General features: G+C 58.7%; 22 protein-coding genes. 7 read left to right on the forward strand and 15 right to left on the reverse strand.

Translation table 11 applies throughout. From position 1 onward, the window contains the following. The first annotated feature begins 28 nt into the window (after window positions 1–28). On the forward strand, window positions 29–2,722 hold the full coding sequence (locus ACIPY9_RS03145; RefSeq protein ID WP_400696942.1) for an EAL domain-containing protein: 2,694 nt from the start codon (window positions 29–31) through the stop codon (window positions 2,720–2,722). A gap of 87 nt (window positions 2,723–2,809) precedes the next feature. After that, entirely contained in the window at window positions 2,810–3,457 is a 648-nt protein-coding gene (gene msrA / locus ACIPY9_RS03150) for a peptide-methionine (S)-S-oxide reductase MsrA (RefSeq protein WP_400696944.1), read from the forward strand. A 79-nt stretch (window positions 3,458–3,536) separates the two neighbouring features. On the opposite strand, the gene ACIPY9_RS03155 is transcribed toward msrA, so the two are convergent. After that, complete coding sequence (locus ACIPY9_RS03155) at window positions 3,537–4,373, reverse strand: 23S rRNA (adenine(2030)-N(6))-methyltransferase RlmJ (protein WP_400696946.1); 837 nt, start codon at window positions 4,371–4,373, stop codon at window positions 3,537–3,539. Window positions 4,374–4,537: 164 nt separating this feature from the next. Continuing rightward, complete coding sequence (locus tag ACIPY9_RS03160; protein ID WP_400696947.1) at window positions 4,538–5,506, reverse strand: YncE family protein; 969 nt, start codon at window positions 5,504–5,506, stop codon at window positions 4,538–4,540. A gap of 507 nt (window positions 5,507–6,013) precedes the next feature. Here ACIPY9_RS03160 and ACIPY9_RS03165 point away from each other — a divergent pair. Continuing rightward, window positions 6,014–6,274 carry a hypothetical protein gene (locus ACIPY9_RS03165; RefSeq protein ID WP_400696949.1) on the forward strand — a complete coding sequence of 87 codons (261 nt, stop codon included), beginning with the start codon at window positions 6,014–6,016 and terminating at the stop codon, window positions 6,272–6,274. 44 nt (window positions 6,275–6,318) lie between these two features. On the opposite strand, the gene gbcB is transcribed toward ACIPY9_RS03165, so the two are convergent. Further along, window positions 6,319–7,419, reverse strand: a complete 1,101-nt coding sequence (gene gbcB, locus ACIPY9_RS03170; RefSeq protein WP_400696950.1) for a glycine-betaine demethylase subunit GbcB — start codon at window positions 7,417–7,419, stop codon at window positions 6,319–6,321. 325 nt (window positions 7,420–7,744) lie between these two features. Here gbcB and gbcA point away from each other — a divergent pair, with 325 nt between their 5' ends. After that, the gene (gene gbcA / locus ACIPY9_RS03175) at window positions 7,745–9,034 is read left to right on the forward strand and encodes a glycine-betaine demethylase subunit GbcA (RefSeq protein WP_400696951.1); all 1,290 of its coding nucleotides are present in this window, start codon (window positions 7,745–7,747) and stop codon (window positions 9,032–9,034) included. A 709-nt stretch (window positions 9,035–9,743) separates the two neighbouring features. Here the strand turns inward: gbcA and ACIPY9_RS03180 are convergent. The 6 genes from ACIPY9_RS03180 to ACIPY9_RS03205 form a co-directional block, all read right to left on the reverse strand. Continuing rightward, entirely contained in the window at window positions 9,744–10,565 is an 822-nt protein-coding gene (locus ACIPY9_RS03180) for an electron transfer flavoprotein subunit beta (protein ID WP_400696952.1), read from the reverse strand. After that, complete coding sequence (locus ACIPY9_RS03185; RefSeq protein ID WP_400696953.1) at window positions 10,555–11,775, reverse strand: electron transfer flavoprotein subunit alpha/FixB family protein; 1,221 nt, start codon at window positions 11,773–11,775, stop codon at window positions 10,555–10,557. The genes ACIPY9_RS03180 and ACIPY9_RS03185 overlap by 11 nt, the downstream gene beginning before the upstream one ends. After that, complete coding sequence (gene dgcB, locus ACIPY9_RS03190) at window positions 11,775–13,736, reverse strand: dimethylglycine demethylation protein DgcB (RefSeq protein ID WP_400696954.1); 1,962 nt, start codon at window positions 13,734–13,736, stop codon at window positions 11,775–11,777. The genes ACIPY9_RS03185 and dgcB overlap by 1 nt, the downstream gene beginning before the upstream one ends. A gap of 123 nt (window positions 13,737–13,859) precedes the next feature. Next, window positions 13,860–15,920: a dimethylglycine demethylation protein DgcA gene (dgcA, locus tag ACIPY9_RS03195; RefSeq protein ID WP_400696956.1), complete on the reverse strand. Its 2,061-nt coding sequence runs from the start codon at window positions 15,918–15,920 to the stop codon at window positions 13,860–13,862. A 15-nt stretch (window positions 15,921–15,935) separates the two neighbouring features. Further along, complete coding sequence (locus ACIPY9_RS03200) at window positions 15,936–16,466, reverse strand: DUF5943 domain-containing protein (RefSeq protein WP_400696958.1); 531 nt, start codon at window positions 16,464–16,466, stop codon at window positions 15,936–15,938. An 83-nt stretch (window positions 16,467–16,549) separates the two neighbouring features. Then, window positions 16,550–17,527: a dipeptidase gene (locus ACIPY9_RS03205; protein WP_400696960.1), complete on the reverse strand. Its 978-nt coding sequence runs from the start codon at window positions 17,525–17,527 to the stop codon at window positions 16,550–16,552. Between the two features lie 227 nt (window positions 17,528–17,754). Between ACIPY9_RS03205 and ACIPY9_RS03210 the strand changes: the two genes are divergently transcribed. The 3 genes from ACIPY9_RS03210 to ACIPY9_RS03220 all read left to right on the forward strand — a co-directional run bounded on the left by ACIPY9_RS03210 (window position 17,755) and on the right by ACIPY9_RS03220 (window position 19,973). Continuing rightward, complete coding sequence (locus ACIPY9_RS03210) at window positions 17,755–18,165, forward strand: lysozyme inhibitor LprI family protein (protein WP_400696961.1); 411 nt, start codon at window positions 17,755–17,757, stop codon at window positions 18,163–18,165. Window positions 18,166–18,221: 56 nt separating this feature from the next. Next, the gene (locus tag ACIPY9_RS03215; protein ID WP_400696963.1) at window positions 18,222–18,635 is read left to right on the forward strand and encodes a DUF3010 family protein; all 414 of its coding nucleotides are present in this window, start codon (window positions 18,222–18,224) and stop codon (window positions 18,633–18,635) included. A 132-nt stretch (window positions 18,636–18,767) separates the two neighbouring features. Then, window positions 18,768–19,973: a hypothetical protein gene (locus tag ACIPY9_RS03220; RefSeq protein WP_400696964.1), complete on the forward strand. Its 1,206-nt coding sequence runs from the start codon at window positions 18,768–18,770 to the stop codon at window positions 19,971–19,973. 153 nt (window positions 19,974–20,126) lie between these two features. Here ACIPY9_RS03220 and fba read toward each other — a convergent pair whose 3' ends face one another. The 6 genes from fba to epd all read right to left on the reverse strand — a co-directional run bounded on the left by fba (window position 20,127) and on the right by epd (window position 24,441). Continuing rightward, a complete protein-coding gene (gene fba / locus ACIPY9_RS03225; RefSeq protein ID WP_400696965.1) occupies window positions 20,127–21,191 on the reverse strand; it encodes a class II fructose-bisphosphate aldolase in 1,065 nt (354 codons plus the stop codon). 115 nt (window positions 21,192–21,306) lie between these two features. Continuing rightward, window positions 21,307–21,633 (reverse strand): MliC family protein, encoded by a 327-nt coding sequence (locus ACIPY9_RS03230; protein ID WP_400696967.1) that lies wholly within the window; start codon window positions 21,631–21,633, stop codon window positions 21,307–21,309. Window positions 21,634–21,673: 40 nt separating this feature from the next. Beyond that, complete coding sequence (locus tag ACIPY9_RS03235) at window positions 21,674–21,871, reverse strand: hypothetical protein (protein WP_400696969.1); 198 nt, start codon at window positions 21,869–21,871, stop codon at window positions 21,674–21,676. Window positions 21,872–21,952: 81 nt separating this feature from the next. Further along, window positions 21,953–22,183 carry a hypothetical protein gene (locus tag ACIPY9_RS03240; RefSeq protein WP_400696970.1) on the reverse strand — a complete coding sequence of 77 codons (231 nt, stop codon included), beginning with the start codon at window positions 22,181–22,183 and terminating at the stop codon, window positions 21,953–21,955. A gap of 29 nt (window positions 22,184–22,212) precedes the next feature. After that, entirely contained in the window at window positions 22,213–23,376 is a 1,164-nt protein-coding gene (locus tag ACIPY9_RS03245) for a phosphoglycerate kinase (RefSeq protein ID WP_400696972.1), read from the reverse strand. Window positions 23,377–23,391: 15 nt separating this feature from the next. Next, window positions 23,392–24,441, reverse strand: coding sequence for an erythrose-4-phosphate dehydrogenase (gene epd / locus ACIPY9_RS03250; RefSeq protein ID WP_400696974.1), 1,050 nt, complete (start codon window positions 24,439–24,441; stop codon window positions 23,392–23,394). Window positions 24,442–24,501: the final 60 nt, after the last annotated feature.

Consider the following 24,501-nt stretch of genomic DNA (forward strand, 5'->3'; position numbering starts at 1 on the left):
GATCAGCATTCTGGAAGCGAGTTTGTTCATGAAAAGCCAGACCGATGCTGCCGGCAGAACGGCAGCCGAGGTAGTAACGCAATTGCCGGTGCCTTCGCGCCTCGGCATGCTGCGTTTCGAGCGGCTGAATGAAGCCAATTGGGCGCTGCTGTTTCTCGATCCCAACTGCGAAAAACAGTTCGGCCTGGCTGCCGTGGAACTCTGCGCCCTGATCGGTTCGCCCTACGCCAGCCTGATGGAGCCAGAGGCCCGCTACCAGCTGCATGACGCTATCCAGCTGCAACTGACAGCCGCTCCCCATTATCTGGTCCGCTATACGCTGCACACGCCCAGAGGCCCGCTGGGTCTTCTGGAAATCGGTGAAGCCTACAAACAGCACAATCGTCATCTGCTGCGCGGTTACTTCCTCGTGATCGAAGGCCAGACGGCGGAAGATGCACCGGAAATCGACCCGGATCTGGAAACCCGGAACTCGCGCCTGCAGATCGCTCTGGAGCTCAACCAGCGCGCCCAGCAAGACCAGCTGGCTCACCTGGAACGTGTACGCGCCCAGCAGGAATTGATCCTGCGCCTGACACGCCACCGCTACAACACCGTCAACTCGGTCCTTGAAGCTGCCAAGCTGATCACCCGGAGTGCCTGCGACATCTACGATGTCGACTGCGTCGGTATCTGGAGCCTTCACGACCAGAGCCTGGAATCGATCATCGATTACCATCGCCAGAGCGACGATTACCAGAACCGTCCCCCGATCGACATCGGTCATTTCCCCAGCTATCTGGACGCTTTGCACAATAGCCGGGCAATCGATGTCAGCAACGTGCAGGACGACCCGCGCACACGCGATATCGCCGAAATACTCTTGCCGCCCGGCATCAACGCCGTTCTGGATGCCAGCATCCGGATCGATGGCCAGGTCGTCGGGGTGTTGAGCCTGAAACAGACCGGCTCGCCCCGTGAGTGGCAACCCGACGAAATCACCTTTGCGGGCGAGCTGGCCGACCAGTTCGCACAGGTCATCAACAACCATAGCCGGCGTGCGGCAACCAACGCGCTGCACCTGTTCCAGCGCGCCGTCGAACAAAGCGCCAACGCCTTTCTGCTGGTCAATTGCGACGGCGTGGTCGAGTACGTCAACCCGAGCTTCACCGCCATCACCCAGTACACCTCAGAAGAGGTCCACGGCCACAAGCTCTCGGAATTGCCGGCGCTGGAAAACCTCAATGCCTTGCTGCTCGATGCGAACTCCGGCCTGACCAAGGGCAACAGCTGGCAAGGTGAATTCAAGAGCCGTCGCAAGAACCTGGAACCCTACTGGGGTCAGCTGTCGATTTCCAAGGTCTATGGCGACAACCGAGAGCTGACGCACTACATCGGTATCTATGAGGACATCACCCAGAGCAAGTTGGCGCAGCAGCGCATCGAGCGCCTGGCCTATACCGACAACCTGACCAACCTGGGCAACCGGCCGGCCTTCATCCGCAATCTGGATGAGCGCTTCGCACGCGACTGCGATACGCCCATGAGTCTGCTGCTGGTGGACATCGATAACTTCAAGCGCATCAATGACAGCCTCGGCCACCAGACCGGCGACAAGCTGCTGATCAGCCTGGCACGCCGACTGCGCAACACCCTCAGCCCGGCCGACATACTGGCACGCTTTGCCAGTAACGAATTTGCCGTACTGCTCGACCAGACCGACCTGGAAGCCGGGCAAAGCGTTGCAAGCCAGGTGCTGGCAACGCTGGACAAACCGATGTTCGTCGATAACCAGCTCATCAGCGTGACGGGGTCCGTGGGCCTTGCCTGCGCGCCGCTGCATGGCCGGGACCCGCAGACCCTGATGAAGAACGCGGGCCTGGCGCTGCACAAGGCCAAGGCCAACGGCAAGCATCAGGTTCAGGTGTTCACCGAAGCACTCAACGCCGAGGCCAGCTACAAGCTGTTCGTCGAGAACAACCTGCGCCGCGCCCTGACCCAGAATGAACTGGAAGTCTTCTATCAGCCCAAACTGTGCCTGCTCACCGGTCGCCTGCTGGGCATGGAAGCTCTGCTGCGCTGGAACCATCCAGAAAAGGGCATGATCCGGCCCGATCAGTTCATCAGCGTGGCAGAAGAAACCGGCCTGATCATCCCGATCGGCAAATGGGTGGCGCGCCAGTCCTGCCGCATGAGCAAGGCCCTGACCGCTGCCGGCTTCGGTAACCTGCAGGTGGCGATCAACGTCTCTCCCAAGCAGTTCTCCGACCCGGACCTGGTATCGTCCATCGCCTCGATTCTGGAGGAGGAAGAACTCAATCCGTCCCTTCTGGAGCTGGAACTGACCGAAGGCCTGCTGCTGGAAGCCACTGAAGACACTCGCCAACAGCTCGACTCGCTGAAAAAGCTCGGCCTGTCACTGGCCATGGATGACTTCGGGACCGGTTATTCGTCCTTCAGTTACCTGAAGAAATTCCCGATCGACGTGATCAAGATCGACCGCAGCTTTATCCGGGATATTCCGGATGACCCGGACGATATGGAAATCACCTCGGCCGTGATCGCCATGGCTCACAACCTCAAGTTGAAAGTCGTGGCCGAAGGCATAGAAACCGCCGCTCAACTGGCGTTCCTGCGCCGTCATCGCTGCGACGTGGGCCAGGGTTACCTGTTCGACAAACCCATCCGTGGCGAAGAACTGATCGAAAAACTGCAACGCTACCCTCGCCGCCCGTCGGCCTGACCCCTTCCCTGCGCACCGGACTCTCGGGCACACTGTCGGACTGTTTATCCCTCCCATCTGTTTTCACTTATCGAGAGGATAGGGTTCATGACTTTGCGTTCGGAAATTCTAGTGGACAAAAACGTACTCCCCACCGCCCAGCAGGCACTGCCGGGCCGTGAAACACCCATTGCGGTTCCGGAACAGCACTTCGTCAACGGCAACCCCTTGCTGGGGCCGTTCTCGGGCACGGTTGAATTCGCGATCTTCGGCATGGGTTGCTTCTGGGGCGCGGAACGACGCCTCTGGCAACAGGAAGGCGTGGTCAGCACCGCTGTCGGCTACGCAGGCGGCCTGACCCCAAACCCCACCTATGAAGAAGTCTGCTCGGGCCTGACCGGCCATAGCGAAGTGGTTCTAGTGGTCTATGAACCAGAGCAGATCAGCTACGAATCGCTGCTCAAGATCTTCTGGGAAGCGCACAACCCGACTCAGGGCATGCGTCAGGGCAATGACATCGGCACCCAGTACCGCTCGGTGATCTACTGCACCACGCCTGAACAGCTCGCCGCAGCCAAAGCCAGCGAACAAGCGTTCCAGGCCGAACTGAGCAAGGCCGGGCTGGGCAACATCACCACCGAGATCGATCAGGCACCGACCTTCTACTACGCCGAAGCCTACCACCAGCAATACCTGGCGAAGAATCCGCAGGGTTATTGCGGTCTGGGCGGAACCGGGGTTTGTTTGCCAGCGTAGCTGGCAGCTACAAGCTACAAGCTACAAGCTACAAGCTTTTGACTTGAAGCTTGCGGCTTGAAGCTTGCAGCTCAGCCCCCTATTCCGCAATCAACCAATCCATCTTCCAGCCGCCCTGGGTTTGCCCCAGTTTCTCGGCCAGGTAAGGCATCAGTTCCCGCAGCTCTTCTTCCAGCCCCCATGGCGGGTTGGCAATCGCCATGCCCGAGCCGTTGAGGCTGGCTGGTGTGTCCAGCGGATGAACATAGAGTTCGACGCGCAATAGCTTCGGCGCGCCGGTTTCGGCCAGGTCCTGATAGAAACGCTTGAGCTGGCGCTGATCCTTGATGGGGTACCAGATCGCAGCCACGGTCTGACGCATGCGCCCGATGGTTTCCTTGAGCGCGACAGCACAGCGTTTCATCTCGTCCAACTGCTCGAACGGCGGGTCGATCAGCATCACGGCACGTTTTTCGGCAACGGGCAGCAAGGCTCGCGGCACATGCCAGCCTTCTCCCAGGTGCACGGCCACCCGGCGATCCCACTTCATGTTCTCTTTGAGCAGGCGCCCGTCTTCGGGGTGTTTCTCGTTGATCAGCACCCGGTCTTGCTGGCGGGTCAGGCGACGGGCCAGCTCAGGCGAGCCGGGGTAGTAGCGCAGCTCGCCATCGGTATTCATGTCATGCAGCACTTGCAGGTAATCGGCTGCCAGCGCCGGAAGATCCGACGCGCCCCACAAGCGCCCGACGCCTTCCAGCCATTCGCCGGTACGGGTGGCCTGATCGCCCTTGAGGTCGTAAAGCCCCAGACCAGCATGGGTGTCGAGGTATGCGAAAGGTTGCTCCTTGCGCGCCATAAGGGCGATCAAGCGAGTCAGAATCAGGTGTTTGAGCACATCGGCGTGGTTGCCGGCGTGAAAGGCGTGACGGTAATTCATGGCAGCTCCTGGAAGGCTGCGCAGTTTAGCAAAACTGAGCCGCGAACAAGACAGTCCCGTGCACGCTTCACAGGCAAATGAAATGAAAACGGCTTTCCGAAGGGTGAATGGCTTATATCACCCTTCCTTTTCAATGCGTCTCTTGCTGGCAGAGGTCATAACGCTTACAGGGCATAAATTGAAACCCATTGCCTGTCAGGATGAGTCGTATAAAGGCGTGTTCCCTCCCGGTTTAGAACCGCGCCTCCCACAGACTCGAAAACATCAATACGCTCAGCCGTTCTTTCCTGGGTATCGATTCTATACAAGTCAAAGTTACAGGTGTGGATGGCATATACATACTTTTCATCGGGCGTGACGCCGATGACATTGACGGGATATCCCCTTGAACCGAACTCCAGCGCATAGTGAATTCTGTGCGTTGTCGTATCCGCAATGAACATCTCATCGAACCCACCGACATACAAATACCGTCCCTCCCGACTCACGGCCATGGAACAAGGGTTTCTGAAACCGGGGATATCCACTTGCGAATAGTCGACGGTATCAATCACGGCAACCGCACTGTCCGGGTCATCCGAGATCTCCGCTGCATAGATGTAGCGGCTGTCCGGGCTGAGGGCCATGACCAGCGTCGCATTGGACATTCGTCCCAGGTCGAAATCGCTCTCGGCCTTGTATTCTGCGGTCTCCAGCACACGTATGAGCCCGCCCGGCGCATCGCGAAAGGTCATGCAGATGAAACGCCCATCCGGACTGGCCGCAACCCTGTCGATGCCCTCGGCGTCGATGACCTGTTTAATCGCGCACCGTTGAATATCAATGACCACACATTCATGTTCTCCGGCTACATATAACGTTTCTCCTTCGGGGCTGACAGCAATATCACCGCCCCCCGATCTTTCAATTGTGGACACGATCTGGCGCTCAGCGATATTGATAACACTTACCCCACTGCCATCTTCATGTGAAACGAAAAGCTCATGCCCCTCCACACTGACATCAATGTCTTTCGGAGCAAACGCCAAAGGAATACTGTCGAGAAGCATCGCCCCATGAGAAGACGATACCGGGGAAGGAAAATCTGTCACTGGATTCAAGAAATCCGTGCTTGAGAATATTTTTCTTTGCATTTAAGTCACCAATCCATTGGCCTGGACAGACCATCAAACGAGAAAACAGGTGCCGCATTAAAAGCTGAAAAGCCTGGGATAAATGAGCGACTGTAAGTGTGATACAGGCCGATACCGGAGTGCCTGAAACTTGCTTTAACGCCCGGCGACCGAAAATGATTGAATACTGATCAAGAAGGGTTGGGTACTGTCAGAAATGACAGGTAAAGCAGAAAAGACCGACCACTGATCGACTTTTCGGGATGAAGAGAGAAGGAAGGAGGCGAATATTTAAAAAATCCCGGTCAAGCCGTTACCAAACCGGGGCTCGTAAGACCGTACCATCAAGAGGGCGACCAAACCATTGACGGAACATCAAGCCCTGCCAGTCTGCCTTATGAACCGGATGGTTAATTAGCCGAAAGCGACCTTGTCATAGGTAATACTGCCATCCGGGCACGGCGGGGTTGCCGAGGTTGCGGGGCGCTACCAGAATCGAAGCATCATCCCGTCAAAGGTATACACGTCATGATGCATGCGGATTTGATTGATCAAGAGGATTTGCTGGGCCAACTCCGCTCACTGGGGTTCGAGATGCCCAGCGGGGCAACGGCCGAGCAAGCCTGTATGCAAGCGGTCTGTGGTTTGAACGAAGAGCGGGCAACGGCCTTGCGCCGTCTGGTCGAGCAATTGCTGACCGGCAAGGCGACCATACTTCCGGCCGTACGACAGGCCATCGACCAGCAATTGCTGCCGGCGCTGGCGACCTATAAGCAAAACCACGGATAAGCCCTGAAAGAAACCGGGCGCACAATAAAGGCGCCCGTCCTGACTCAATACTCGATCCGCACATCCCCTTTGGGCACGCTGCAGCACGACAGGATGTAACCCTCTGCCACATCCTCGTCGGTGATGCCGCCGTTATGCTCCATCTCCACTTCGCCGCTGAGCTTCATGACCTTGCATGTGCCGCAGATCCCCATGCCACAGGCCTTAGGAATCATCAGGCCAAGCTTGGACGCCGCCGCATGGACGGTTTCGCCTGGCGCCACACGGATGCTCTTGCCGGTATCGGTGAACTCCACCTGGTGCAGATCCGCCGCATCGACATCCGGCGCATCGGCCGCAATCTCGGCGTGCTCCACGGCTTCGGCACGCACTTCGGGCGGCGTCGCACCGAAAGACTCTTCGTGGTACTGCGCCATGTTGAAACCGCTTTCCTGCAGCAGACGCTTGACCGCCGTCATATAGGGCGTCGGCCCGCAGCAGAACACTTCACGGTCCCTGAAGTCCGGAGCCATCAGCTCCAGCATTTTCTGGTTCAGATAACCGCGATAGCCTGCCCAGGGCTCACCCAGCCCGTGCTTTTCACAGATCAGGTGCAGGTTGAAGTTATCGATCCGCGACGCCATGTGCTCCAGCTCACGGTGATAAATGATGTCCTTGGGCGAGCGGGCGCTGTGCACGAACACCATGTCGACGTTGGCATTGGTGTCGTAGAACCAGCGGGCCATGGACATGACGGGTGTAATGCCGACTCCGCCACTGAGGTACAGGATCTTGGGGTTCGGAAAGTCGATGGCATTGAACAACCCGACAGGCCCGTGAACCGCCAGCTCCTGACCTTCGTGCAGCGTGTCGTGCAGGTAATTGGACACCTTGCCGCCCGGCACCCGTTTGATGGTGATCGAAAAGCTGTACGGCACTGATGGCGAACTGGAGATGGTGTAGGAACGCATGATGGGCTGACCATCGATTTCCAGCTCAAGCGTCACGAACTGGCCGGGCTTGAAGAAGAACAGAATCGGCTGGTCGGCCATGAAACAGAAGGTCCGCACATCCCAGGTTTCCTGAATCACCTTGACGACGCGCACAAGATGGCGGCCATTGGCCCATGTCTGGGTGGTTACCGGATTGAGAAAGCTTTGGGACATACATGTTCTCCACGGCCGACTGTCGGCCTCTTATGGTGCGGATTCTGCGTAACGGCCAGAGCCTTCACTTACCTATCAACGACATTCACGTACTTACGGCGACCAGCCCCCGCAGGCTGGGGGTTACCTCGTCGGGAACGGATTCGGCCATGTCGCCCATGGATAAGGTTCCGTCGTCGGCCAGCTCCACACTCGCCTCCAACACACCATCACGAAATGCCGGTCATGGGCATGAAATAACAGGTGCATTGCGTGCACCGCAGCAAAGAACCGTATTAGCCACATTCGCAGGCCGCCATCGATGCGGCCATGAGGACCTTGAAAAATGGACATCACTGCAACCTTGAGCCTGGGCGACCCGCTGGAACCTGCACGCAAAGCCACAGCCCAGATGCTGCAAGGCCGCGAGCGCACCTATTCGCTGCCACAGCCCTTCTACAACGATGACCGGCTCTTTGAAATCGACATGCAGGAAATCTTCCACAAGGAATGGTTGATTGCCGGCATGACCTGCGAGATTCCGGCCAAGGGCAACTACCTGACCCTGCAGATCGGCAAGAACCCGATCCTGGTGGTACGCGCTCCGGACGGCAGCGTGAATGCTTTCCATAACGTCTGCCGCCATCGTGGCTCACGCCTGTGCACTGGCGAAAAGGGCAAGGTCGCCAAACTGGTCTGCCCTTACCACCAGTGGACTTACGAGCTGGATGGACGTCTGCTGTATGCAGGCACCGAGATGGGCGACGACTTCGACATGAAAAAATTCAACCTCAAGCCCGTGAACGTGAAAACGGCTGGAGGCTATATCTTCATCAGCCTGGCGGAAAACCCGCCCGCCATCGATGAGTTCCTGGCGACCCTCAAGCACTACATGGAACCCTACGACATGGAAAACACCAAGGTGGCGGTCCAGACCACCTTGATGGAAAAGGCCAACTGGAAGCTGGTGATCGAGAATAACCGCGAGTGCTATCACTGCGGCGGTTCTCACCCGGAACTGCTGAACACCCTGCTGGAATGGGACGATGTCACCGACCCGCGTGCCACCCAGTCATTCAAGGATCATGTGGCCGCGTCTGCTGCCGCCTGGGAGGCCGAGAAAATCCCTTATGCCCACGCCAGCTTTGGCCTGCGCAACCGTATCGTGCGCATGCCGCTGCTCAAGGGCACCGTGTCCATGACCATGGATGGCAAGCAAGGCTGTGCAAAACTGATGGGCCGCATCCAGAACCCGGATCTGGGCTCCATGCGCATCCTGCACCTGCCGCACTCCTGGAACCACTGCATGGGCGACCACATCATCGTCTTCACGGTGTGGCCGATCAGCGCTCAGGAAACCATGGTCACGACCAAATGGATCGTCCACAAGGACGCTGTGGAAGGTGTCGATTACGACGTGGAACGCATGCGCCAGGTCTGGGACGCCACCAACGATCAGGACCGCCGTCTGGCCGAGGAAAACCAGAAGGGCATCAACTCCAGCGCCTATCAGCCCGGTCCTTATTCCAAGACGTATGAGTTCGGTGTGGTCAACTTCATCGACTGGTACAGCTCGCGCATGCTGGAAAACCTGGGTGCCGAGCCCGCGCCCTACCTCAAAGGCGTAGCGGTATAACCCCCGTAGGGGCGAATTCATTCGCGATGGCCTCATTTCGCGAATGAATTCGCTCCTACAGACTGTACAAAAAACGTACAACTTCCTTGCAAGCCAGGCCTGCCGCCTGCTTCAGAAGTCAGCGAACAACTTATCCACAGAGCAACCCACAGCAATTGTGGGAAAGTCCTGCACCTCGCTTTCAAAAAACCAGAAAAAACCGTGACTTATCCAAAGCATTCACAACCCCCTCATACTGTTCATCTTTTGACCAAGTCTTTTAAAGCCGCGTATCACGTGGCCTGCAAAGGATGACAAACACCTTATCCACAGAAGCGCCAACAGAGTTTGGGGGCAACTTTGTCCGTTTCGATCCGGGGCTGTGGAAAACCCTTCCGGACAGGAACGAACAAGGCTTTCAGGCGACTTTTATTCCAGCAAGCGATCGATTGGTCATTTTTTATACGAAAGCTTGAAAGCCATGTTTTATAAGGCTTACAGGAGAACACGAACAACTTGTCCACAGAGAGGCCAACAGAGATTGTGGGCAATTGGTACGCAACAGAGAACTCGGTGGATGATTTATCCACACGAAAAAGCGAGGAAAAACCGCAGGTTAGGCTGATCACTTTTCAACCAACACGCTGTAACCCACGGTTTACGGGATGTTCAGCTACAAGCGAACACGTTACCCACAGCCCGACACACAGGGAATGTGTGTAACTCCGGTCTAACGGATAACGCCCTCTTCCACCAGCAGCTTGAGAATGGCAGCAGCGCCCTCCTGCGGAGTGACCCCCTTGAGCACTTGCCCGGTTCCGCCACTGGCCTTGGCGGTCGCGGCTTTCATACGGTCTGCGCCACTTTTGGCCTTGATCACTTTCAGGCGCTTGGGCCGGGGTTTGGCCGGTTGCAAGGCATGGGCTGTGAGTAACTCATCCACACGCACTTCCACCTGTTCCGTACCCAGTGTGCCGCGTTGGGCCGGGCCATAGGCACTCTGCCGGGGTTTGGGCGCAGCATTATCCACAGTGGCCAGAAACGGCAGGCGAACCTTCAGGCGACGTCGCTGGCCGCGTGGCAAGGCCTGCAAGACAAAAGCCACGCCATTATCCAGCGACTCGACCTGAGCCAGCCCCACGACCAGAGGCCAGCCGAGCCTTTCGGCCAGCAGGAACGGCAACATGCCCGACCCCTCGCCGGTTTCCGCCTGACTGCCGGTGAGTACGATCTGCGCCGATGTATCGCGGATGTAATCCGTCAGAACGGGCAGCACATCCGCACCCTCGGGCTGCTCAAGAACATGCAGTTCATCGAGGCCCATGCCCATGTAGGCCCGCAGCGCGGGTTCCTGAGGATCACCGGCATGCAGCACCTGCAAGTTATCCCCAGCCAGTTGCAGCCCCAGTTCAACGGCCCGAGCATCCTGCTCGGCACGGCGTGCACGACCGGAAGTCGGATGTGCACCGATGGACACCAGGCTCATGATCTGGAGCGGGCTGCCATTCAGGGAGGCCTTATCCACAGATGAGTTCGCTTGTTCAGGCCGCATCACGTTTTACCCCGTTGCGATAAACCTCGACCGCGTCAATCAAGGCCTTGAGGATTTCGGCACTGTCACCGATCACCGACAGGTCGGCGCGTTTGATCATGTCGCAGCCGGCATCCAGATTGATCGCCACCACCTTGTCGCAGGCACCGATGCCTTGCAGGTGCTGGATAGCGCCAGAGATCCCCACCGCCACATACACCCGCGCCGTGACCCAGGTGCCGCTGGCGCCCACCTGGCGATCCCGGCTCATGAAACCGTCGTCCACCGCCACTCGCGAGGCACCCTCGGTCGCACCCAGTGCCGCCGCCGTGCGGTGGAACACATCCCAATCCTTGACGCCATTACCGCCGGAAAAGATGAACTCCGCCTCGGCCATGGGGATAACAGCAGGATCGACTGCCACGGCACCGAGGTCTTCGATACGTGTCAGGCTGCGCGCCACAGGTGTGGATAACTCCACAGGCAACGCTTCATGACGGGTTTCGCTGACGGGTTCGGCGCATTCGGCCGCCGCCAGAATCAGGCGCGCCAGCGGCCGGGCCAGGTCCTCGCGCCCCGCGCCTGCACGCCCGACGCATTGTTCATCCTTGACCTGCCAGACGCGTGTCGCCGGGCGTTCGCCCAGGCTGGCCGCAAAGCGCCGCCCCAGCTCGCCGCCACCGCTGCGGCTGTCCGGCAGCAGCCAGTGCCGTGGGCTGAACTGGTTATCCACAGCCCGCAGCCCCTGAACCCGCTGCTCCGGTGAATAACCGTCGAACTCATCGCCCTCAAGCACCAGAAGCCTGTCGACACCTGCTGTCTCGAACGTGCTTTCCTTGTGCTCACCGAACACCACCGCCAGCACAGCGCCATCCACACCGGCCAGTTGATGAGCCAGCCCCAGCAAATCACGGTCGTGACTGCTCAGGCGACCACCGACCATATCCGGCACCACCGTGATGTAGAACGCAGGCTCCGGCACCTGATGCAGCGGTAACCGGACTTCGGTTGCCGCTAAACGCTTGGCCGTTCCGCCCTGTTGAGCCCCGCTGCGGTCGATGCGCTTGATGCCATTGGGGCCAATGAACCCCAGACCATGGACGTTCTTGCGCATCAGGCCGTTTGGCCCCATCCAGCTTGTCTGTGCCGGCTGCATGGCCGCATGCAAGGGATGCAGACGGTTGCGTGCAATCCATTCGGCACGCGGGTCGCGGCGAATAATGTCGCTCATCAATGCACCTCCGCGGGTTCACGTCTGGCTGGCGCGGGCTTGATGACCACCGGCTCTTCAATCAGAGCCTCGGCCACCAGCTCGGCAATGTCCTTGATCACTGGGCGCGGCTCGACCACGCCCTCCAGCATGGCGGTGCACTGTGGACAACCCACGGCCACCAGCTCGGCACCGGTTTCGCGGATATCCTCCATGCGCATGTCGGGAATGCGCTGTTTACCGGGAATGTCGGTGATGGGCGCACCGCCACCGCCACCGCAGCAGCGGGAGCGGAAACCGGAACGCTGCATTTCCTTGACCTCGATACCCAGCGCACGCAGCACTTCACGCGGTGCTTCGTACTCGCCGTTGTAGCGGCCCAGGTAGCAGGGATCGTGATAGGTCACGCTGGAACCCTTGTGCTGACCGAGCTTGAGCGCGCCGCCTTGAAGCAGCTCGGCCATGTAAGTGCTGTGGTGCTGCACCAGGTAGTCACCACCCAAAGCGCCGTATTCGTTCTTCAACACATGGAAGCTGTGCGGGTCGCAGGTGACGATGCGTTTGAAGCTGTATCGGGACAGTGTCTGGATATTGCGCCGGGCCAGCATCTGGAAGGTCGCCTCGTCGCCCAGACGGCGAGCGACATCGCCACTGTCACGCTCTTCAAGACCCAGCACGGCGAAATCGACTTTGGCCGCCTTGAGGACTTTGACGAAAGCACGCAGCGTGCGCTGGTTGCGCATGTCGAATGCGCCATCCCCCACCCAGAACAACACGTCGGTGCTCTTCTTTTCGCTGAGCAGGTCGAGGCTCAGGTCCGCCGCCCAGTTCATCCGCCCGCCGGGAGCAAAACCGCCGGGGTTATCGGTGGCGATCAGGTTATCCAGCACTTCAGCGCCCTTGTTCGGCGTTGCGCCTTTCTCCAGGGTCAGGTGGCGACGCATATCGACGATGGCATCGACGTGCTCGATCATCATCGGACACTCTTCCACACACGCCCGGCAGGTGGTGCAGGACCACAGGGTTTCGGCATCCACCAGCCCGTTGACGATTGGTTGATGCGGGTTGCCGCCATGTTCACCGAGGGGTTTGCCCTTGCCGTCGAGTGACGGATACGGGCTGCCCGCGAACCTGGCATCGGTGCCGCCCGCCAGACCGACCACCATGTCCTGAATCAGCTTCTTGGGGTTCAATGGCTGCCCGGCCGCAAACGCCGGACAGGCCGCTTCGCACTTGCCGCACTGCACGCAGGCATCGAAGCCCAGCAACTGGTTCCAGGTGAAGTCCTCAGGCTTTTCCACACCCAGGGGCGCATTTGGATCGGTCAGGTCCAGCGGCTTCAGGCCGGTCGAGCGACCGCCACCGAAACGCTCGGCACGGCGATGCCAGGCCAGGTGCAATGCACCGGCAAAGGCGTGCTTCATCGGCCCGCCCCAGGTCATGCCGAAAAACAGCTCGCTGACGCCCCACAACACACCGACAGCCAAAATTGCGGCCAGCAGCCAGCCACCGAAGTCTTCGGGAAGAATGCCAGCGACCGGTAAGGTCACCACAAAGAAGCTCGCGGAAAACGCCAGCAGGCTTTTCGGCAGACGCATCCACGGGCCTTTCGACAAACGCGATGGCGGGTTGAGGCGACGCTTGAAGACAAAGATCGCCCCCACGAACATCACCGCCGACATCAGCAGCAAGGCGTATCCCAGAAAGCGGTTATGCAGACCGAAACCATGTACCAGAATCGCCAGCACAATGGACGCCACCGCACCGCCCGCCGTAGCGACGTGGGTATTGGCAATGTATTTGTCCCGCGCCACGACATGGTGCAGATCGACCATATAGCGCTTGGGCATCGCCAGCAGACCGCCCAGCAGATCGACCCTGGAGGCTCGGCCGTTGCGCCACATTTTTACCCGCCGCACAGCGCCCAGCACCGCAAGGGCCAGGGCTGCGAATAGCAGGATGGGAAGAAGGGTGTTCAACATGGTGGCTGCACTCCAGTTCCCGTAGGAGCGGACTTGTCCGCGAAGGGGCCAGAACAACCGCATCCTCTGCGTCGTCTGGGCATACGTCTTCGCGGACAAGTCCGCTCCTACAGGGAGGGGTTCTTAAAAATCCTTACAGAGCCGCAATCCGTCATAGATCGCCGCGTGGGTATTGCGCTGGGCCACGCAGTCGCCGATGCGGAACAACAGGTAACCGTCACCCGGCTGGCTCAGGGAGGGTTGCGGCTGGATGGCGAACAGGGCGTCGATGTCGATCTGGCCTTTGTTGCGCGAGCCTTCCTTGAGTCCGTAATAGAGTGCTTCGTCAGGACGCACGCCGTTTTCGACGACGATCTGATCCACCACCCGCTCCTCTTTGGCGCCGGTGTATTCGTTCTCCAGCACGGCGACCAGCTTGTCGCCTTCGCGGTAGACCTTCTCCAGCATCATGTCGCCGGTCATGATGACTTCCTTGGGGTACATGCTGCGGTAGTAGGTCGGGAACGACGTGCCGCCAATCGCGACGCCGGGCTTGATGTCATCGGTGACGATCTCGACCTGCGCGCCCTTGTCGGCCAGGAAGTCGGCCACGGACATGCCGGTGAACTCACAGATGGTGTCGTAGACCAGCACGTTCTTGCCTGGCGCGACCTTGCCGTCCAGCACGTCCCAGCTGCTGACCACCAGGCCTTCGGCAGCGCCCCAATGCTCGTTCTGCTCCAGGAACGGATGACCGCCCACCGCCAGCACCACGATGTCCGGACGCAGGTCGAGAATGGTCGCCACATCGGCCGCCGTTCCCAGACGCAGATCGACCTTCAGGCGTGCCAGTTCCAGTTGATACCAGCGGGTGATCCCCGCAATCTGGTCACGTTGCGGAGCCTTGGCGGCGGTGGTGATCTGCCCGCCGATGAATTCTTTCTTCTCGAACAGCGTCACGTCATGACCCCGCTCGGCAGACACCCGGGCAGCTTCCATGCCCGCCGGGCCGGCACCGACAATCACCACCTTGCGCTTCGGCCCTGTGGATTTCTCGATGATGTGCGGCACACCCATGTATTCGCGTGACGTCGCAGCGTTCTGGATGCACAGCACATCCAGCCCCTGATACTGGCGGTCGATGCAGTAGTTGGCACCGACGCACTGCTTGATCTGATCGACCTGCCCCATCTTGATCTTGGCAATCAGGTGCGGGTCAGCGATGTGGGCGCGGGTCATGCCGACCATATCGACATAGCCGCCTTCCAGAATCCGTGTGGCCTGATTCGGGTCCTTGATGTTCTGCGCGTGCAGCACGGGCGCCTTGACCACTTCCTTGATACCGGCCGCCAGATGCAGGAACGGCTCCGGTGGATAACTCATGTTGGGGATAACGTTGGCCAGGGTGTTGTGGGTGTCGCACCCCGAGCCCACCACGCCGATGAAATCGATCATGCCGGTGGCGTCGTAATACTTGGCAATCTCTTTCATGTCCTCATGGCTCAGGCCATCAGGGTGAAATTCGTCGCCGCAGATACGCAACCCCACGCAGAAGTCAGGCCCGACTTCCTTGCGCACGGCCTTGATCACTTCCAGGCCGAAGCGCATGCGGTTCTCGAAACTGCCGCCCCATTCATCGGTGCGCTTGTTGACCCGAGGGCTCCAGAACTGGTCGATCATGTGTTGGTGCACGGCGGACAGCTCGACGCCATCCAGCCCCCCGGCCTTGGCACGGGCCGCCGCGCTGGCGTAATTGCCGATCACCCGCCAGATTTCTTCCGGCTCGATGGTCTTGCAGGTCGCACGGTGGACCGGCTCGCGAATGCCCGAGGGCGACATCAGGGTCGGCCAATGCTCGCCGTCCCAGCGGGAGCGGCGGCCCATGTGGGTAATCTGGATCATGATCTTGGCACCATGCTTGTGCATGGCATCCGCCAGGTTCTGGAAGTGTGGAATGATCTTGTCGGTGGCCAGGTTGACCGACTTCCACCAGCCTTGCGGGCTGTCGATGGCCACGCTGGAAGAACCGCCGCAGATCGCCAGGCCGATACCGCCCTTGGCTTTCTCTTCGTAGTACTTCACGTAACGATCGGTGGTCATCCCGCCATCGGTGGCATAGACCTCGGCGTGAGCGGTACTCAGCACGCGGTTGCGGATCGTCAGTTTGCCGATCTGGATCGGCTGGAACATCGCTTCGAAAGCCATAACCCGATCCTCGACTTACAACGGCTTGACAACGAACAGACCGTCGTCATGACCTTCTTCCGAACCGCCGTAGACCTGCTCGGCCACGGTGCGGATCGAGCTGCCGCGGGCCGCCAGGATCTGGTCCATGGCTCCGGCGAACCAGCCGGTGAACATGTAATCGACCTTGCGTCCGACCTTGCCGTACACATACACGAACGCCGAATGCTCGAGCTTGACGCTGGCGGTGCCCTTTTCCAGGTCGATGTCCTGAATCTTGAACAGTCCCCAGCCACGCTGTGACAGGCGCTTCATGTAATGCTCGAAGACCGCCACGCCTTCCAGGCCATGGCATTCGGCTTCTTTCTCGCACCAGTGCCAGGCGGACTTGTAACCGGCCTTGTAGAGAATCTCGGCGTAGGCCTCGGCACCCAGCACCTCTTCGATGCCCATGTGGTTGTTGACGAAAAAGTGGCGAGGCACGTAGAGCATCGGCAATGCATCGGAGGTCCAGACGCCGGTTTCGCTGTCGACTTCGATAGGCAATTGCGGGGCGATTTTAGCCATGGGGTCAAACTCCAGAAAGTCGGGTTACGCCCACTGCGCGAAATGGCAGCAGGGTTATCAATTCAATTGAGGTAGCGTGAAAGTTATTCGCCCCAGACGTCCCGGAGCACGCTCACCCAGTTCTCGCCCATGATCTTGCGCACCACGCGCTCGCTATGGCCGCGCTTGAGCAGGGTTTCGGTCAGGTTCGGGAATTCGCCCACGGTACGGATGCCCAGCGGGTTGATGATCTTGCCGAAGTTGGTCAGCCGACGGGCGTAGCCCTTGTCGTGGGTCAGGTACTCGAAGAAGTCCTGACCATGCCCCTGGGTGAAGTCGGTGCCGATACCGATGGCGTCTTCACCGACGATGTTCATGGTGTATTCGATGGCTTCGGCGTAGTCGTCGATGGTCGACTCGATGCCCTTGGCCAGGAACGGCGCGAACATGGTCACGCCGACAAAGCCGCCGTGATCGGCAATGAACTTCAGCTCTGCATCGGACTTGTTGCGGGGGTGTTCCTTGAGGCCGGACGGCAGGCAGTGGGAGTAGCAGACCGGTTTCTTCGATTCGAGGATGACCTCCTCGGAGGTCTTGGAGCCTACATGGGACAGGTCGCACATGACGCCCACACGGTTCATCTCGGCGACGATTTCACGCCCGAAGCCAGACAGACCACCGTCGCGCTCATAGCAGCCCGTGCCCACCAGATTCTGGGTGTTGTAGCACATCTGCACGATGCCAACGCCCAGCTTCTTGAAGATCTCGACGTAGCCGATCTGATCCTCGTAGGCGTGCGCATTCTGGAAGCCGAACAGAATCCCGGTCTTGCCCAGTTCCTTGGCCTTGCGGATATCGGAGGTGGTATGGACCGGCATCACCAGGTCGCTGTTCTCGCGCATCAGCTTCTGACTGGTGCAGATGCTGTTGATGGTGGCCTGGAAACCTTCCCACACCGATACCGTGCAGTTGGCCATGGTCAGGCCACCCTTGCGCATATCCTCAAAGAGCTCACGATTCCATTTGGCGATAATCAGCCCGTCAATAACGATGCTGTCGGCGTGCAGTTCGGCTGGGCTCATCAGGCTGTCCCCTTTTAGGTCGTTGCGCGCCGAATCGGCTGTCGGCGCTATTGGGGTCAGCATATGCCGGAGGGTCAGGCGAGCCGGGTGCAAAAACGACAGGGGGCTTGCCGAAAGCGTCAAGAAGCGACAAAGGGTCACGGGACGCTGCCAGCCTGCGTCGTAAACCTGTTCTTTGCTTCGCGCTTAGGACAGAATTCACTGCATCAATGGCTCGGAGCAACTCGATGAAAACGACTTTCCTGACCTTGGCCCTTCTGGCGACAGCCGCGACAGGCGCACAGGCCGCTCAAGATTCGGACAGCACGCCTTGCGACGGCGTCGATAGCGACAACCAGACGCTGGAGTGCTCGGTCTACAGCAGGCACACCGCCGAAGAGCTGCTCAAGGAAAACTTTCAGAACCTGCTCAATCGCGTCCAGTCGCAATTCGTCGCCAACAAGACGCAGTACAACGACTTCACCAGCAAGCTCAAGACCGCTCAGCAAGCCTGGGAAAAACTGCGCGACGCCGATTGCGCGGTCGAAGTCTTCCCTTCCGCCGCTGGCAGCAAGGCTTACACCATCAATGAAAACGACTGCATTGCCCGCATGAGTGACGAGCGCTCGGAATATCTGGAATCAATTGCTCAGGAATAACGCCAGCGATGAGATAACCTGTTCCTTTATATGAACCCAAGGCCCCAGGCATTCTCATGATTATTTGCGGTGTAGAAATCAAAGGCAGCGAAGCCCTCTTCGCCCTGGCCACCCGCCAGAACAGCGGCATCTCGCACTTGCCGCTGGCGATCAAGAAGATCGCACTGGAAGACGATGACGAATCGGACAACGTCAAAGCCTTCGCTGCCCAGGTTGCCAGCTTCGTACGCGAAAACGGCATCAGCCATATCGCGATCAAGAAACGCAGCAAGAAAGGCGAATTCGCCGGTGGCCCGACCACCTTCAAGATCGAAACGGTTTTCCAGCTCCTGGCCGACTGCAGCGTGACCCTCGTGTCACCACAGACCATCAACGCCCAACACCGAAAACACGACTTCGCCTTGCCCGATACGCTGAACAAGTATCAGCACGAGGCTTACAAGACGGCGTGCGCCAGCCTGATGAGGTAGGAGCGAATTCATTCGCGAAGAACGCCCGGTCTCTGATGACGTCGGCAAACCATCGACAACGGTAACTTGTGGCGAATTGCCATCTCGTGAGCTATACCTCGCCGACCGACACACAATTAGAAGGAACTATTCATGCGACCCGACCGGCCTCTTCGCCTTAGCCGCTCCGCACTTTCGTATGCCTGTTTACCATTGGCATTGGCTTTGTTAACGGAAACGAAACCGGTCGCAGCTTACGACATGAATCCTATCGATGTGGAATGCTGGGGGGTATCGGCTTTCTGCCCTGCGGCCAGGCTGACCGAAGGATTAAAGTATCCGGTCCATGAAACCATTACCCTGCTTGCCTATGACTATTACATGGACCCGGAAAATACTGAAGGCGGGAGAGCCAAGACCTCGGCGGAAACACTCAAACAAAGAGGCATATTGAGAGACCTTGTATTGGGCAGCCAGTGGAACGACGATCCCGACTCATTGCTACGTCAGAACGTGACCAAGGCGTACCAATGGTATGCATTGTTCAAGGATGCTCAACAACAGGCACTCTGCAAGGAAAACAGTGCGTCTACGGCCTGCGCCAAGGTCACGGTCACTGAAAACCCGATGATGTTGTACAGAAGCCATTTCGGTGACTTCCAGTTCATTCACTCAATGGCCTCATCGCAACAGGAAACGGCCCGTGACACCCAGGCAAGAATGCTGGCATGGGCCAAGTTCACCTACACCCTTTCAATATCATCCAACTCGTTCGCCAAAGAACCCATCGACGGCCCCGCCGTCACTGCATTCTCTGACATTGCAAACTACCTGGGAAAACCAGGCTGGACGGTGGGTGCATTGTTCGACCCCATTCCCGGAGGGGAATGGAAACGCTCTTTCAGGCCTGGAAAATTCGGGACCTACGTTGCCTCGGGGAATCCCAGAGTACAGCACACCTACAACAGCCCATCCGATGCCGTCAGCATCAAACATATGGCTCTGGGCTCATTACTGCATATGATCCAGGACTCCTACTCGGACGCCCACACGGAACGCAAGGGGAGTTGCAACCCGCTGGCCAGAGAGAAAGGCGAAATCATTTCGTTCCGCAATTACGTCCATCAATCCAGCGACGATCATGCTCATGCCGATATCAATCCCAAGTGGCTGGAAAACGGCAAGCTGAAGAAAAACAACCCGCTTTGGGCCTCAGCCAAATTGATTCAGTATTCCTTTTCAAAAACACCTTGGGAGGGCGGAGTCGAAGCCTTCCTGAAAAATGAGGTCCTGCCCTTGAGCAATCCAGACAACGTGCCAAGCACGGGTGATCTCCCTTGCTATCTGGGTACCCAGTAATCACTGTACGGCAAAGAGCAGGAGCGAATTCATTCGCGAAAAAGGGTGTCATTCGCGGATGAATCCGCTCCTACAGAATCGCGCGTGCTTGCCCGCGGCGCCGCTCATAAAAAAACCCGCATTTCTGCGGGTTTTTCATCAGCGGATCAACACTCAGTTGATCTTGGCATCCAGCTCGCCCTTGGCGTAGCGCTCGAACATGCGGTCCAGGGAGACCGGTTTGATCTTCGAGGCGTTACCGGCAGTGCCGAAGGCTTCGTAACGGGCGATACACACGTCACGCATGGCAACGACGGTCTTGGCCAGGTATTTGCGCGGGTCGAACTCGCTGCGGTTCTTGGCCATGAATTCACGGATGGCACCGGTGGACGCCAGACGCAGGTCGGTGTCGATGTTGACCTTGCGCACGCCGTGCTTGATGCCTTCGACGATTTCCTCGACCGGCACGCCGTAGGTTTCCTTGATGTCACCACCGTACTCGTTGATGATCTTCAGCCACTCTTGTGGAACCGACGAAGAACCGTGCATCACCAGGTGAGTGTTGGGGATGCGTTTGTGGATCGCCTTGATCTGCTCGATCGCCAGGATGTCGCCGGTAGGCGGCTTGGTGAACTTGTAGGCACCGTGGCTGGTGCCGATGGCGATGGCCAGGGCGTCGACCTGAGTCTTCTTGACGAAGTCAGCGGCTTCTTCAGGGTCAGTCAGCATCTGGCTGTGGTCCAGGATGCCTTCGGCACCGACGCCGTCTTCTTCACCGGCCATACCGGTTTCCAGCGAGCCCAGTACACCCAGCTCACCTTCTACCGAAACGCCACAAGCGTGGGCAAAGGCAACAACGCGACGGGTGACGTCGACGTTGTACTCGTAGGAAGTCGGGGTCTTGCCGTCTTCACCCAGCGAGCCGTCCATCATCACCGAGCTGAAGCCCAGCTGGATCGAACGCTGGCAGATATCAGGACTGGTGCCGTGGTCCTGGTGCATGACCACCGGAATGTGCGGGAATTCTTCGATCGCCGCCAGGATCAGGTGACGCAGGAACGGAGCACCGGCGTACTTGCGGGCACCGGCCGAAGCCTGAACGATCACCGGGGAGTCGGTCTTGTCGGCCGCTTCCATAATGGCGCGCATCTGTTCCAGGTTGTTTACGTTAAAAGCCGGAACGCCGTAACCGAATTCGGCGGCGTGGTCCAACATCTGGCGCATGCTGATAAGTGCCATTGTCTGTTTCTCTCCCGGTAGGGTCGTTAATCGTGCAAGCCTGCCGTAGTGGCGACTGCTATTCAAGTTATACACATGAGCCACGGGGCCATGCGTGTGGTACATCGGCTACGGTTTATCTGGCCTTGCAGCCGCGTCCGATCAAATCGTTGGTGGCGTCCCAATAGATCAGGCCGTCGCTACCCTTGTTGGCAAAGGCCAACACATTGTTACTGTAGAGTGTTCCGCTAGACGCACCAGGTTCGGCCTTGAGCCTGAAGACCTGATCGCTCTGGTTCAGACGCACGTCCACTTCCTTCTTGCCCGAATCGGCATACCGCCAGTGAACCTCGGCCTTGCTGTCGCAGACCCAATGGTTCCAGGTGTCACCGGACGTCGGAGCCTTCGCCGTCGCACAACCGCCAAGCGTTGCAAATGCCGCAAGGGCAACCCAACCTTTCATCACGTCTCCTGCAAGTCGGTATGACCGCTCACTTCAGTATTCAGGGGCAGTTCTGTTCCCGATTACGATCACTGGCCGGTTCACCCGTGACATGCGCCTCGACCCGTTGACTGTTTTCGGTCGTCGGAACATTCACGGAGGCCGGGCTGAATACTTCGCAGGTTCGGGCCCTGGAGCCCGAACCGCTACAACCTGCCAATACAATGCAACTCACAAGAATCAGGGTGGCAACTTTCATGGCGAAACTCCTTCTCGGAAAAGTCCACCTTCTAGTGACCACCAAAGCTCGCCGATGTTGCCAACGAGCTTTAAACCGGGCTCAGAGACAGCCGACATTACCCATGCGCGGCATGAACTCATAACGGTCCCAGACTTCCTGGCCGCCACGCTTGTAGATCACAGGCACGGTTTCAGCCTGCCAACCCGCCTGATAGCAACTCAATTGCAGCAACTGGGCCTGGGGCTCAGGCTCGGCATCGTCCACCTCAGGCTTGCTGGCACAACCAGCCAGCAGACCTGCGATGAAAAGCAACGGTAACGTCCTGACCATGAGCACTACTCCCTTTCCGAATCGGAAACTCAGGCCTTTGCACGCTGTTCAAGCACTTCGACAGCTGGCAGAACCTTGCCCTCGACGAACTCGAGGAACGCGCCGCCACCGGTGGAAATGTAGGAAATCTGCTGTGCGACACCGTATTTGTCGATGGCCGCCAGCGTATCGCCACCACCGGCAATGGAGAAACCGGCACTTTCGGCAATGGCCTTGGCCAGTGTCTTGGTGCCTTCACCGAACTGATCGAACTCGAACACGCCCACCGGGCCGTTCCACAGGATAGTCCCGGAAGATTTCAGCAATTGGGCAAACTGAGCGGCCGTTTGCGGGCCGATGTCCAGAATCATGTCGTCATCGGCCACGTCGGCGATGAGCTTGACGGTCGCAGTAGCGCTCTCAGCGAATTCCTTGGCAACCACCACGTCCACCGGCAGCGGCACATTGACCTTGGCGGCGATGCCACGGGCGGTTTCCAGCAGGTCCGGCTCGTACAGCGACTTGCCGACCTTGTGGCCTGCGGCAGCCAGGAAGGTGTTGGCGATACCGCCGCCCACGATCAACTGGTCGCAGAGGGCGCTCAGGCTGTTGAGTACGTCCAGCTTGGTGGACACCTTGGAGCCAGCCACGATGGCGGCCATTGGCTTGGCCGGAGCACCCAGGGCCTTGCCCAGTGCTTCCAGCTCGGCGGCCAGCAGAGGACCTGCCGCAGCAACCTTGGCAAACTTGGCGACGCCATGAGTCGAGCCTTCGGCGCGGTGTGCGGTGCCGAAAGCGTCCATCACGAACACGTCGCACAGCGCAGCGTATTTCTGTGCCAGCTCGTCAGCGTTCTTTTTCTCGCCCTTGTTGAAGCGCACGTTCTCGAACAGCACGACATCGCCAGCCTTGACGTCAACGCCGTCGAGGTAATCGGCCACCAGCGGGACTTCACGGCCCAGCGCCTTGCTCAGGTACTCGGCCACCGGCTTGAGGCTGTTCTCGGCAGAGAACTCACCTTCGGTCGGACGGCCCAGGTGCGAGCAGACCATTACCGCAGCACCTTTTTCCAGCGCCAGCTTGATGGTCGGCAACGAGGCAAGGATTCGGGCATCGCTGCTGACGGCACCGTCCTTGATCGGGACGTTGAGGTCTTCGCGAATCAGTACACGCTTACCTTGCAGATCGAGCTCGGTCATCTTCAACACGGTCATGAGGCGTTCCTGTTTTTACTGTTGTTGATCTGCGACGCGCAAGAAATGGTCCGCGACGTCGAGCATTCGGTTGGCAAAACCCCACTCGTTATCGAACCAGGCCAGCAGGTTGACCAGCCGGGGGCCGGAAACGCGGGTCTGACTCGCATCGACAATGGCCGAATGAGGGTCATGGTTGAAATCACAACTGGCATGCGGCAGCTCGGTGTATGCCACAAGGCCCTTGAGCGGGCCACTGGCGGCGGCCTCACGCAAGATGCGGTTGATTTCCACAGTGTCGGTATCACGTGCCGTTTGCAGCGTGATATCCAGACACGAGACGTTGACCGTCGGTACGCGAACTGCTTTGGCCTGAATTCGGCCCGCAAGTTCCGGCAGGAGCCTTTCAATTCCGCGAGCCAGACCGGTGGACACCGGAATGATGGACTGAAAGGCCGAGCGTGTACGGCGCAAATCATCGTCATGGTAAGCATCGATCACCGGCTGATCGTTCATCGCCGAATGGATAGTGGTGATCGAAATGTATTCAAGCCCCAGCGCATCATCCAGCAGGCGCAACAGAGGCACGCTGCAGTTGGTGGTGCAGGAGGCATTGGAAAGCAGGCGTTCGGTGCCGGTCAGTGTCTGCTGATTGACACCGAACACGATGGTGGCATCCACATCGGATTCGCTGGCCATCGGTTGCGAGAACAGTACCCGTGACGCACCCGCATCGAGAAAGCGCTGGCCATCTTCGCGGGTGTTGTAGACACCTGAACACTCCAGTACCAGATCGGCACCCAGCGATGCCCAGTCGACACCTTCGGGCGTGGCGCTGCGCAGCACCTTGATCCGGTGATCGTTGATGTGCAGGTATTCCCCATCGACCCGCACGTCGCCCGGAAAACGGCCGTGGGTGGAGTCGAAACGGGTGAGGTATTCGAGACTGGCCATATCGGCCAGGTCATTGATTGCAACAACTTCAAAGCCAGCCTTGGCCCCCCGCTCACAGAGCGCACGCAGGACGCAACGACCGACTCGGCCATAGCCATTCAGAGCAACTTTGTAAGGGCGGTGCTGAGGCATAGAGTGCTCGCAAGATAAATCAGACTGCACATAAACCGGTAGGAGCGAATTCATTCGCGA

The sequence above is a fragment of the Pseudomonas sp. NPDC089734 genome, from assembly GCF_044748865.1.
GTDB lineage: Bacteria > Pseudomonadota > Gammaproteobacteria > Pseudomonadales > Pseudomonadaceae > Aquipseudomonas.

Bases quoted from the DNA above. Each gene is read 5' to 3' on its own strand.
- ACIPY9_RS03145 (WP_400696942.1), top strand. From the start codon at position 29: ATGAAAAGCCAGACCGATGCTGCCGGCAGAACGGCAGCCGAGGTAGTA.
- msrA (WP_400696944.1), top strand. From the start codon at position 2,810: ATGACTTTGCGTTCGGAAATTCTAGTGGACAAAAACGTACTCCCCACC.
- ACIPY9_RS03155 (WP_400696946.1), bottom strand. From the start codon at position 4,373: ATGAATTACCGTCACGCCTTTCACGCCGGCAACCACGCCGATGTGCTC.
- ACIPY9_RS03160 (WP_400696947.1), bottom strand. From the start codon at position 5,506: ATGCAAAGAAAAATATTCTCAAGCACGGATTTCTTGAATCCAGTGACA.
- ACIPY9_RS03165 (WP_400696949.1), top strand. From the start codon at position 6,014: ATGATGCATGCGGATTTGATTGATCAAGAGGATTTGCTGGGCCAACTC.
- gbcB (WP_400696950.1), bottom strand. From the start codon at position 7,419: ATGTCCCAAAGCTTTCTCAATCCGGTAACCACCCAGACATGGGCCAAT.
- gbcA (WP_400696951.1), top strand. From the start codon at position 7,745: ATGGACATCACTGCAACCTTGAGCCTGGGCGACCCGCTGGAACCTGCA.
- ACIPY9_RS03180 (WP_400696952.1), bottom strand. From the start codon at position 10,565: ATGCGGCCTGAACAAGCGAACTCATCTGTGGATAAGGCCTCCCTGAAT.
- ACIPY9_RS03185 (WP_400696953.1), bottom strand. From the start codon at position 11,775: ATGAGCGACATTATTCGCCGCGACCCGCGTGCCGAATGGATTGCACGC.
- dgcB (WP_400696954.1), bottom strand. From the start codon at position 13,736: ATGTTGAACACCCTTCTTCCCATCCTGCTATTCGCAGCCCTGGCCCTT.
- dgcA (WP_400696956.1), bottom strand. From the start codon at position 15,920: ATGGCTTTCGAAGCGATGTTCCAGCCGATCCAGATCGGCAAACTGACG.
- ACIPY9_RS03200 (WP_400696958.1), bottom strand. From the start codon at position 16,466: ATGGCTAAAATCGCCCCGCAATTGCCTATCGAAGTCGACAGCGAAACC.
- ACIPY9_RS03205 (WP_400696960.1), bottom strand. From the start codon at position 17,527: ATGAGCCCAGCCGAACTGCACGCCGACAGCATCGTTATTGACGGGCTG.
- ACIPY9_RS03210 (WP_400696961.1), top strand. From the start codon at position 17,755: ATGAAAACGACTTTCCTGACCTTGGCCCTTCTGGCGACAGCCGCGACA.
- ACIPY9_RS03215 (WP_400696963.1), top strand. From the start codon at position 18,222: ATGATTATTTGCGGTGTAGAAATCAAAGGCAGCGAAGCCCTCTTCGCC.
- ACIPY9_RS03220 (WP_400696964.1), top strand. From the start codon at position 18,768: ATGCGACCCGACCGGCCTCTTCGCCTTAGCCGCTCCGCACTTTCGTAT.
- fba (WP_400696965.1), bottom strand. From the start codon at position 21,191: ATGGCACTTATCAGCATGCGCCAGATGTTGGACCACGCCGCCGAATTC.
- ACIPY9_RS03230 (WP_400696967.1), bottom strand. From the start codon at position 21,633: ATGAAAGGTTGGGTTGCCCTTGCGGCATTTGCAACGCTTGGCGGTTGT.
- ACIPY9_RS03235 (WP_400696969.1), bottom strand. From the start codon at position 21,871: ATGAAAGTTGCCACCCTGATTCTTGTGAGTTGCATTGTATTGGCAGGT.
- ACIPY9_RS03240 (WP_400696970.1), bottom strand. From the start codon at position 22,183: ATGGTCAGGACGTTACCGTTGCTTTTCATCGCAGGTCTGCTGGCTGGT.
- ACIPY9_RS03245 (WP_400696972.1), bottom strand. From the start codon at position 23,376: ATGACCGTGTTGAAGATGACCGAGCTCGATCTGCAAGGTAAGCGTGTA.
- epd (WP_400696974.1), bottom strand. From the start codon at position 24,441: ATGCCTCAGCACCGCCCTTACAAAGTTGCTCTGAATGGCTATGGCCGA.